At 71.1% G+C, this 10,536-nt stretch carries 9 protein-coding genes and 1 pseudogene; all 10 read left to right on the top strand.

Going from position 1 to position 10,536, the window contains the following annotated elements:
• A partial coding sequence (locus OOT08_RS18175) for a glutamate ligase domain-containing protein (RefSeq protein WP_325094291.1) occupies positions 1–503 on the top strand: 503 nt, incomplete at its 5' end.
• Positions 500–1,582: a phospho-N-acetylmuramoyl-pentapeptide-transferase gene (gene mraY, locus OOT08_RS18180; protein WP_325094292.1), complete on the top strand. Its 1,083-nt coding sequence runs from the start codon at positions 500–502 to the stop codon at positions 1,580–1,582. The genes OOT08_RS18175 and mraY, both read left to right, overlap by 4 nt.
• The gene (gene murD / locus OOT08_RS18185) at positions 1,579–3,087 is read left to right on the top strand and encodes a UDP-N-acetylmuramoyl-L-alanine--D-glutamate ligase (protein ID WP_325094293.1); all 1,509 of its coding nucleotides are present in this window, start codon (positions 1,579–1,581) and stop codon (positions 3,085–3,087) included. The genes mraY and murD overlap by 4 nt, the downstream gene beginning before the upstream one ends.
• Positions 3,062–4,300, top strand: a complete 1,239-nt coding sequence (gene ftsW, locus OOT08_RS18190; protein WP_325094294.1) for a putative lipid II flippase FtsW — start codon at positions 3,062–3,064, stop codon at positions 4,298–4,300. Before murD ends, ftsW begins: the two co-directional genes overlap by 26 nt.
• A complete protein-coding gene (locus OOT08_RS18195; protein ID WP_325094295.1) occupies positions 4,297–5,376 on the top strand; it encodes a UDP-N-acetylglucosamine--N-acetylmuramyl-(pentapeptide) pyrophosphoryl-undecaprenol N-acetylglucosamine transferase in 1,080 nt (359 codons plus the stop codon). The genes ftsW and OOT08_RS18195 overlap by 4 nt, the downstream gene beginning before the upstream one ends.
• A 124-nt stretch (positions 5,377–5,500) precedes the next feature.
• Positions 5,501–6,898: a UDP-N-acetylmuramate--L-alanine ligase gene (murC, locus tag OOT08_RS18200; RefSeq protein ID WP_325094296.1), complete on the top strand. Its 1,398-nt coding sequence runs from the start codon at positions 5,501–5,503 to the stop codon at positions 6,896–6,898.
• A 2-nt stretch (positions 6,899–6,900) separates the two neighbouring features.
• Positions 6,901–8,409: an FtsQ-type POTRA domain-containing protein gene (locus tag OOT08_RS18205; RefSeq protein ID WP_325094297.1), complete on the top strand. Its 1,509-nt coding sequence runs from the start codon at positions 6,901–6,903 to the stop codon at positions 8,407–8,409.
• A gap of 197 nt (positions 8,410–8,606) precedes the next feature.
• On the top strand, positions 8,607–9,752 hold the full coding sequence (ftsZ, locus tag OOT08_RS18210) for a cell division protein FtsZ (protein WP_325094298.1): 1,146 nt from the start codon (positions 8,607–8,609) through the stop codon (positions 9,750–9,752).
• Between the two features lie 7 nt (positions 9,753–9,759).
• Positions 9,760–10,431, top strand: a complete 672-nt coding sequence (locus tag OOT08_RS18215) for a YggS family pyridoxal phosphate-dependent enzyme (RefSeq protein ID WP_325094299.1) — start codon at positions 9,760–9,762, stop codon at positions 10,429–10,431.
• A 33-nt stretch (positions 10,432–10,464) separates the two neighbouring features.
• Positions 10,465–10,536 (top strand): annotated as a pseudogene (locus OOT08_RS18220) (cell division protein SepF); the annotation flags it as partial.

Consider the following 10,536-nt stretch of genomic DNA (forward strand, 5'->3'; position numbering starts at 1 on the left):
ATGAGCTGGGCCTCGACCTCACGGAGATCGTCGCCGCGCTCGAATCCATGACCAAGCCCGCCCGCTGGCGGATGGAGCCGATGGGCGGCCGTGACGGGATCACCGTCATTAACGACGCCTACAACGCGAGCCCCGATTCGATGGCCGCGGCGCTCAAGACGCTCGCCCTCATCACGGCCCCCGGAGCCCGCTCCGTCGCCGTGCTCGGCGAGATGAGCGAGCTCGGCGAATTCTCCGGGGCGGAGCACGACCGGATCGGCTTGCACGCCGTCCGGCTGAACATCTCGAAGATCGTGGTGGTCGGCGCCGAGGCGCGCCGCCTGCACATCAGCTCGATCAACGAGGGATCCTGGGACAGCGAGAGCGTGTTCTTCGAGACGCAGGACGAGGCCTACGCCTACCTCACCGGGGAACTGCAGCCCGGCGACACGGTGCTCGTCAAGTCGTCGAACTCCGCGGGACTTCGGTTCCTCGGAGACCGATTGGGGGAGTTTTACTCGTGATTGCGCTGCTGCTTGCCGGGATGCTGTCCCTGCTCTACTCTTTGCTGCTGACGCCGCTGTTCATCCGCGGCTTCCGCAAGCTCCGCTGGGGCCAGTTCATCCGCGAGGACGGCCCACAGTCGCACTTCGCCAAGCGGGGCACGCCCACAATGGGCGGGCTGATTTTCATCTCCGGCTCCGTGCTGTCCTACTTCCTCGCGAAGCTCATCATGGGGGAGACCCCGAGCGCCTCCGCGCTGCTCGTGATCCTCATGATGGTCGGCCTCGCCGCCGTCGGCTTCCTCGATGATTTCCTGAAGACCCGCAAGCAGCAGAGCCTCGGGCTCGGCGGCTGGTCGAAGATCCTTGGCCAGGTCCTCGTCGCCGTCCTGTTCGCGGTGCTCAGCCTGCGCTTCGCGAACCACCACGGGCTGACTCCGGCCTCGACGAAGATCTCGCTGTTTCGGGACCTGAACATCGACTTCATGGCCCTCGGCGCGGTCGCCGGGGTCATCGCCTTCATCGTCTGGATCGTCCTCATCGTCACCGCGACCTCGAACGCCGTGAACGTGACCGACGGCCTCGACGGCCTCGCCACGGGCGCCTCGATCCTCGCGATCGGCGCCTACGTCATCATCGCGTTCTGGCAGTTCAACCAGAGCTGCCAGATCGTCGCGGACAAGGCCGGCTGCTACGAGGTGCGCGACCCGCTCGACCTCGCGGTCATCGCCGCGGCCATCGTTGGCGGCCTCATCGGCTTCCTCTGGTGGAACACGAGCCCCGCGCACATCTATATGGGCGACACGGGCTCCCTCGGCATCGGCGGCGCAATTGCCGCGCTCGCCGTGCTGAGCCGCACCGAGCTGCTGCTCGTCCTCATCGGCGGCCTGTTCCTCATCGAAACCGGCTCCGTGATCGTGCAGCGCATCTACTTCAAGGTGACCAAGGGCAAGCGCATCTTCCTGATGAGCCCCATCCACCACCACTTCGAGCTCAAGGGCTGGGCCGAGGTCACCGTCGTCGTCCGGTTCTGGATCGTCGCCGCGGTGTTCGTGCTGGGTGGCATCGGCCTCTTCTACGCCGAGTGGATCACGCAGTGACCGCCGAGGCGCGCGAGCGGGTCCTCGCGCTCGGCAGCTGGCACGACGACTGGACGGGCCTGCGCGTCGCGGTGCTCGGCCTCGGCGTGACCGGTTTCTCGGTCGCCGACACCCTCGTCGAACTCGGCGCGCGGGTGCGGGTCATCTTCGGCCAAGCCGACGAGGAACGCCAGAACCTGCTCGACGTGATCGGCAGCGAGTCGCTGCTCGAGCCCGACACGGACGCGCAGCTGGTCGATCTGATCGCCTTCGACCCCGAGCTCGTCGTGGTCTCGCCCGGCTACCGCCCCGACCACCCGCTCACCCGCTGGGCGGAGGAGCGCGGCACCGTCGTCTGGGGCGACATCCAGCTTGCCTGGCGACTGCGCGACAAGACGGAGCGCATCGCCGAGTGGATCTCGGTCACCGGCACGAACGGGAAGACCACTACGAGCCAGCTCACGGCGCACATGCTCGTCGCCGGGGGCCTGCGCGCCGCCCCGGTGGGCAACATCGGGGTGCCCGTGCTCGACGCGCTGCGCGACCCGCAGGGCTACGACGCGCTCGTCGTCGAGCTGTCAAGCTTCCAGCTGCACCGGCTGGGCGACATCTCGCCGCACGCGAGCGTCGTCCTGAACGTCGCCGACGACCACCTCGACTGGCACGGCAATGCCCGGCGCTACCGCACCGCGAAGGCCCGGGTCTACGAGAACACGAAGGTCGCCTGCGTCTACAACCGGATGGACGCCGCCACCGAGCAGATGGTGCAGGAGGCCGACGTCGTCGAGGGGGCCCGCGCGATCAGCTTCGGCCTGGACACCCCCGGCCCGAGCGGCTTCGGCATCGTGGACGGCATCCTCTGCGACCGCGGCTTCCACGAGGACCGGCGCAACTCCGCGCTGGAACTCGTCACGGTGGACGAGCTCGCCGAGCACGGCCTCGCCGCGCCGCACCTCCTGCAGAACATCCTCGCGGCCGCGGCGCTTGCCCGGTCGATGGGGGTGGAGCCCGCCGCGATCCGGGAGGCCGTGCTCGGGTTCCGCATGGATGCGCACCGGGTCGAGACGGTGCTCGTGCGCGACGGCATCACCTGGGTGGACGACTCGAAGGCGACGAACGCCCACGCGGCGACGGCCTCGCTGCGCGCCTTCCCCCGCGTGGTCTGGGTACTCGGCGGGCTCTTCAAGGGCGTCGACATTGCCGAGCTGGTTCGCGAGCACGCACCCCGGCTGGCCGGGCTCGTCGTGATCGGCGTCGACCAGAGCGAGGCGGTCGCCGCGATCGAGCGACACGCCCCCGACGTGCCCCGCTTCCTCGTTGACCCGGGAGACACTGAGGACACGATGCTGCGGGCGGTGCGGTACGCCGCCTCGATCGCGGAGCGCGGGGACACCGTGCTCCTGGCCCCCGCGGCCGCGTCGATGGACCAGTTCACGGATTACGGTGACCGGGGCCGCCGGTTCCAGGCGGCCGTACAGGAATTCCTGGGAGGTGAGGCGGATGACGACTCCGCCGCACAGCGCTGAGCCCGGTGCTCGGGCCACCCACACCAGAATCAGCCTGGGCCCGATGCTGCGGACGGGGTCGCGCACCTCGACGCTGATCCTCTCGGTCACCCTCCTGCTGGTGCTGATCGGCCTGATCATGGTGCTCTCCTCGTCGTCGGTCATCAGCTACCTGGACGAGCAGGGCTTCCTCGGCATGTTCGCCAAGCAGGCCGTGTTCGCCGCGATCGGCCTGCCGCTCATGCTCATCGCGAGCACCCGGAAGGTCGCCTTCTGGAAGAAATGGGCCTGGCCGCTCCTCGGCCTCGGCGTGGTCCTGCAGCTGCTTGTCTTCTCGCCCATCGGCATCGACGTCTACGGCAACCGCAACTGGATCCAGATCGGCGGGGTCACGATGCAGCCCTCCGAGCCGCTCAAGCTCGCCCTGATCGTGTGGATGGGCACGGTGCTGTACCAGAAGCGCAAGCTCCTGGGGAACGTCGCCCACGCCCTGATCCCCGTGCTGCCGGGCGCCATCCTCGTGCTCGGCACCGTGCTGCTCGGCCACGACCTCGGTACGGTCATCATCATGGCGGCCATTGTGATCGGGGTGCTCTTCTTCGCCGGACTCAGCTGGAAGGCGCTGTCCATCCCGCTGATCGGCGGGGTCGTGATGGCCCTGGGCTTCGCCCTGTTCAGCGAAAACCGGATGGGCCGCATCCTGAGCTTCCTGGAGTCCGAGGTCACGGACTACAGCGGCCGCGACTGGCAGCCGCTGCACGGCGAGTGGGCGCTCGCGAGCGGGGGGCTGTTCGGCGTCGGCCTCGGCAACTCCCGCACCAAGTGGTCCTGGCTCCCCGCCGCGGACAACGACTACATCTTCGCGATCATCGGCGAGGAGACCGGCATGGTCGGCGCGCTCGTCGTGATCGGCCTCTACGTGGTGCTCGCCTTCGCGCTGCTGCGCGCGATCCGCGAGTGTCAGGACCTCTTTGGGCGGGCCGTGATCGGCGGCGTGTTCGTCTGGATCATCGGCCAGGCCTTCGTCAACATCGCGGTGGTGCTCAAGCTGCTCCCCGTGCTCGGGGTGCCGTTGCCCCTCCTCTCCTCGGGCGGAACCGCGCTCATATCATGCATGCTCGCGATCGGCGTCGTGCTCTCCATTACCCGGGATACCGCGGAGCGCCGCGCGGCGGCCGAGGAATCCGCCGACGACGACTCCGCCGCGAACCCGCACCTCGGAAGGACCTCATGACCCGCTATCTCCTCGCCGGAGGCGGCACCGCCGGCCACGTCAACCCGCTCCTCGCCCTCGCCGACCGAATCCGGGCCACGGAGCCGGACAGCGTCATCGTCGTGCTGGGCACGAAGGAGGGGCTCGAAGCCCGCCTCGTGCCCGAGCGCGGCTATGAGCTCGTCACGATCGAGCGGCTCCCCTTCCCGCGCCGCCCGAACGGCTACGCCCTGTCCTTTCCGCAGCGGTATCGGCGGGCGATCGCGCAGACCCGCGAGCTGATCCGCGAGCGCGACATCGATATCGTGGTCGGCTTCGGCGGCTACGCCTCGGCCCCCGCCTACCGGGCGGCGAAGGCCGAGGGTATCCCCTCGGTCATCCACGAGGCGAACGCGAAGCCGGGACTGGCGAACAAGCTGGGCGCGCGCTCCGCGGCCCGCGTCGGCGTCACCTTCGCGGGCACCCCGATCCGCGGGGCCCGCGTGGTCGGCATGCCCCTGCGCCGCGAGGTCGCCGAGCTGGACCTCGCGGAGACCCGCGAGGAGGCGCTCGCGCACTTCGGCCTGGACCCGGCCCGGCGCACCCTGCTCGTCACGGGCGGTTCCCTCGGCGCGAAGCAGATCAACGAGGCCGTCTCCGGAGCCGCGGGGGAGCTCGTCGCCGCGGGCAACCAGGTGCTGCACGTCTGGGGCGGGCTCAACGAGCTCGTGGACCCGGGCGTCGAGCACTACTCCGTGCTGCCCTACTGCGACCGGATGGACCTCGCCTTCGCGGCCGCGGATCTCGTCGTCTCCCGGGCCGGTTCCACGACGGTGTCCGAGCTGACCGGCCTCGGGCTGCCCGCGATCTACGCCCCGTACTCGCACGGCAACGGCGAGCAGCGCTTCAACGCGGCGGGCGTCGTCGAGGCCGGGGGCGCGATCTTCGTCGAGGACCACGAACTCACCCCGGACTGGGTGCGCGGCAACGTGCTCCCGCTCATCGCGGACGAGGCGCGGCTGGCCGAGCTGTCCCGCACCGCTCGCTCCGTCGGCGTCCTCGACGGCACCGAGCGCCTGCACGCGCTCGTGCGCGAGGCCCTGAGCGCCCGGGCCTAGCCCGCGGCGACGCGCCGAGGGGGAGCGGAGCCGCCCCGCCCCGGCGCGGTTTCACGCGTTCCTCAGCCGGATCGCGATATCCTACATCGATGCAGACCAGACGGTCACGAAGCGGAGGACACGCATGATTTACCCCGACCCCACCCAGGAGATCCCCGCTGAGCTTGGCCGGGTGCACTTCGTCGGGATCGGCGGCTCCGGGATGAGCGGCATCGCCCGGATGCTCCGCCAGGCGGGCGTCGAGGTCACCGGCTCCGACGCCGCCGAGAACGCGAACGTCGTCGCCCTGCGCGAGCTCGGCATCCCCATTGCGATCGGCCACGCGGCCGAGAACGTCGGCGACGCGGACACGCTCGTCGTGACGGGTGCCCTCTGGCAGGACAACCCGGAGTACCAGCGCGCGCTCGCCGAGAACCTCCCCGTGCTGCACCGCTCCCAGGCGCTCGCCTGGCTCGTGCGCGGCAAGCGGCTCGTGTCCGTCGCGGGTGCCCACGGCAAGACCACCTCAACCGGCATGATTGTGACGGGCCTGCTCGGCCTGAACGCCGACCCGAGCTTCGTGAACGGCGGCGTGATCGAGTCGATCGGCGTCAACGCCCAGGCGGGGGAGAGCGAGCTCTTCGTGGTCGAGGCGGACGAGTCTGACGGCTCCTTCCTGCTCTACGACACCTCGGTCGCGCTGATCACCAACGTTGACCCCGAGCACCTCGACTTCTACGGCTCCCGCGAGAAGTTCTTCGACGCCTTCGTGCGCTTCGGGCAGGGCGCGAGCGAGCTCGTCGTGATCTCGGCCGACGACCCCGGCGCGCAGGAGGTCCGGGCGCAGCTCGACCCCGAGCGCACGGTCACCTTCGGCGAGGCCGCGGACGCTGACATTCGCCTGCTCGACGTGGTCACCGAGGGCGGCGTCGCCTTCGCGGTGGAGTACGAGGGCCAGCGCTACGAGGCGAAGATGACGGTCCCCGGGCACGTCAACGCGGTCAACGCCGCGGGCGCGTTCGCGGTGCTCGTCTCCCTCGGGTTCGACCCCGCCGACGCGCTGGCCGCGATCGCTGCGTTCGGCGGCACCGTGCGCCGCTTCGAGCTGCACGCCGAGATCGACGGCGTCAGCGTCTACGACGACTACGCGCACCACCCGACCGAGGTCGACGCGCTGCTGCGCGCCGCCCGGACCGTGGTCGGGGACGGCCGCCTCATCGCGGTGCACCAGCCCCACCTGTACTCCCGCACCCAGCACTTCGCGGGGGAGTTTGCCGAGGTCCTGGAGGAACTCGCCGACGAGACCGTCGTGCTCGCGGTGTGCGGCGCGCGCGAGGACCCCGTCCCCGGGGTGACCGGCGAGCTGGTTTCCTCGCGCTTCCGCGACCCCGCGAAGGTCGCCTACGTGGACGAGTGGCAGGCCGCCGCGGAGCACATCGCGCAGATTTCCCGCCCCGGCGACTACGTCATCACGATGGGCTGCGGCGATGTCTACCGGATGATCCCGCAGATCATCGGCGCCCTCGAGGCCCGCACGGACTAACGGTGAAGCGGCCGAGCGGATTCGATCGGGGACCGGAGCCGGAGCGCAGGGCGCCCCGACCGGCCCCCGTCGATGCCGAGCGCCCGAACCCGGCTGCGCCGCCCGAGGCGGCCCAGCCGCGGCTCAGCCGCGCCCGGGGGGTGCTCCGCCGCGGCCAGGCCGCCCCGGAGGTCGCCCCGGAGTCAGTCTCGGAGCCAGCCTCGGAGTCAGCCTCGGAGCCGCATGCGGCTCGCCCGGCGCCCGCCCAGGGCCGCCCCGCCGACCTGGCCGAGACCGCCGATTTCTCGGCCACCATCGACCTCTCGGACAGCCTCGTCGGGGGCGAGGAACGCGAGCGGTCGGCGACCGAGCGCGACGACCTGGACGGGCTGCCCGCGCTCGGCGCGGGCGAGGCCCCGCCGCGGCGGAGCCGCGCCCCGGGCAGGGGCCTCGGCGGCCGGTTCCGCCGCGGCGGTGGCCGGGCCGGAGCCGGGCGGGCGGCGACTCAGGGAGGCGCTGCCGGGACCGCCGAGACCGGGTCCGCCGACGCGCAGGACACCGATGTGATCGATCCGGATGCCCGGCCAACGGACGTGATCGAGCCCGGGTCCGGCGCTCCCGACGTTGCCGGGCTGCCGAGCCTCGACCCCGGCGACGAGCACGAGGCGGCCGGCGACGACCCCGGGGCGATCGTGCCGGGCGGCGCGGGCGTGCGCTCGCGGCTCGCCCGCCGCGAGAAGCCGCTGCCGAGCCCCGAGGCGCGCGCCCGAGCCGAGCTGCGGCGCGCCCGCCGCGAGCGTCGCAAGCGCGAGCGCACGGAACGCCGCCGCTTCGGCACCCACCTGCGTCGCCGACGCCGCCCCTGGCTGATCGGCCTCGCGGCGGTCGCGGGGCTCGCCCTCTTCGTCGGCATCGGCGTGCTCACCCCGATCATGGGGGTGCGCGAGATCCAGGTCGCGGGCACCGAGCGCGTGGACGAGGCCGCGATCCAGGAGGCGCTCGCCCCGCAGCTCGGCACCCCGCTCGCCCTCGTCGAGGACGGCCAGGTGCGCGAGGCGCTCTCGGGCTTCACCCTCATCCAGGAGTACGCGGTCGAGCGGGTGCCCCCGCACACCCTCGTGGTGCGCGTGGCCGAGCGTCGGCCCGTGCTCGCGGTCGAGGCCGACGGGGGCTTCGCCCTGCTCGACCAGGCCGGGATTCGCATCGAAACGGGGGAGGCGCGCCCCGAGGGGTTCCCGCTCGCGACGGGCAAGGCCGCCGAGGTCGGCCACCCCGCGTTTGTCGCGGTCGCCGCGGCGTTGCAGCAGATGCCGCCGGACCTGCTCGCGGGCTTCAACCAGGTCACCGCCTCGACGGGGGAGGACATCCGCTTCACGGTGAACGGCGGCCCCGATGTGGTCTGGGGCGGCCCGGACGACTCGGGCGTGAAGTCCGTGATCCTCGCCTCGATGCGCACGGCCCTCGCCAACCGGGCCGTGACCGTGATCGACGTGTCCTCGACCGAGTCGCCCGTGTTCACCGAGCAGGAATAGCCCGGGCCGCGGGGCGTCGCCCGTCCCGGCCGGGATCGTCGCCCCGGCGCGCCGAGAAAAGACGACCGATGCGCCGCCCCGCGGTGTGTCGGCGGCGCGCGGGAGGCCGAACCCCGTAACGTCTTCACTTAGGAAATGTATACTCAGAATATACTTTAATCCTCAGGTAGAGGTTTAAGGTTAAGCGGAGGACCGACGTGTCAAACAACCAGAACTACCTCGCAGTCATCAAGGTCGTCGGCGTGGGCGGCGGCGGCGTCAACGCGGTCAACCGCATGATCGAGCTCGGCCTCCGCGGCGTTGAGTTCATCGCCGTGAACACCGACGCGCAGGCGCTCCTGCTCAGCGATGCCGACGTCAAGCTCGACGTGGGCCGCGAGCTCACCCGCGGGCTCGGCGCGGGCGCCGACCCCGAGGTCGGGCGACGGGCCGCCGAGGACCACGCGGAGGAGATCGAGGAGGCGCTGACCGGCGCCGACATGGTCTTCGTGACCGCGGGCGAGGGCGGTGGCACGGGCACCGGAGCCGCGCCCATCGTGGCCCGGATCGCAAAGTCGATCGGCGCGCTGACCATCGGTGTCGTGACCCGCCCCTTCAGCTTCGAGGGCAAGCGCCGCGCGGCGCAGGCCGACTCCGGCATCAACACCCTCCGCGAGGAGGTCGACACGCTCATCGTCGTGCCGAACGACCGGCTGCTCGAGATCTCGGACCCCGGCATCAGCATGATCGAGGCCTTCGCCTCCGCCGACCAGGTGCTCCTCGCGGGCGTGCAGGGCATCACCGACCTGATCACGACCCCCGGCCTCATCAACCTCGACTTCGCCGACGTGAAGTCGGTCATGCAGGGCGCGGGCTCCGCGCTGATGGGAATCGGCTCCGCCCGGGGCGCCGACCGCGCCATCAAGGCCGCCGAGCTGGCCGTGGCCAGCCCGCTCCTTGAGGCGAGCATCGAGGGCGCGCACGGCGTTCTGCTGTCGATCCAGGGATCCTCGAACCTTGCCCTCTCGGAGATTTACGAGGCCTCCTCGCTCGTCCAGGACGTCGTGCACACCGAGGCGAACATTATCTTCGGAACCGTGATCGACGACACCCTCGGCGACGAGGTGCGCGTCACCGTGATCGCCGCGGGCTTCGACCCCGTCGAGCCGGGCCAGGAGCCCGCCATCGCCGAGCGCGGCCGCCGGGCGAGCTACGTGGAGCCCATCCCCGAGCCCGCGCCCCTCGAGGCCGGCGCCGCCGACGCCTTCGGCGAGGGCATCACCGCCCCGCCCGTCGAGGCCTCGCTGCCGGACCCCGCGTTCCACGAGGACGACGACATCGACATCCCCGACTTCCTGAAGTAGGCAGCCGATGACCTCGCAGCTGGCCGATCGTCTCGCCGCGGTGCGCAGCGGGATCGCCGAGGCGACCCGCGCCGCCGGTCGCAGCGACCAGCCGACCCTGATCGTGGTGACCAAGTTCCACCCGAACCAGCTCATCGAGGACCTCGCGGCCCTCGGCGTGCGGGACGTGGGGGAGAACCGGCACCAGGAGGCGCAGCAGAAGGCCGCCGATCTCGGGTCGCTGGACCTCACCTGGCACTTCCTCGGCCAGATCCAGACGAAAAAGGCCCGTCAGGTCGCCCGCTACGCGGACGTGCTGCACGCCGTGGACCGGATTCGGCTCGTGGAGGCGCTCGAGCCGATCGAGCGAGACCTCGACTGCTTCCTGCAGGTCAACCTCACGGACGACCCAGCCCGCGGCGGCGTCGCGCCCGCAGAGCTCGAAGCGCTCGTGGAGCGCACCCTCATCTCCCCGCGGCTTCGGCTGCTCGGGGTCATGGCGGTCGCGCCCCTCGACGAGGACCCCCGCGCGGCGTTTGCCCGCCTGCGCGGCTACTCCGAGCGGGTGCGGACGCTCGCCCCGGAGGCCACCGCCATCTCAGCCGGGATGACGCACGACTACGCCGAGGCCGTTGCCGAGGGTGCGACACACCTCAGAATTGGCACGGCAATCACCGGAAACAGGCCCGTCACGGGTTAGCCTCGTGACAGAACGCTAGGCAGGGAGGAAGCGATGAGTAACCCGCTGAAGAAGACCATGGTGTACCTGGGGCTTGCTGAGGAGGAGTTCGACGCGGAGCCGAAG

Source organism: Leucobacter sp. M11 (assembly GCF_035726885.1).
In the GTDB taxonomy this organism is placed as follows: domain Bacteria; phylum Actinomycetota; class Actinomycetes; order Actinomycetales; family Microbacteriaceae; genus JAPFRB01.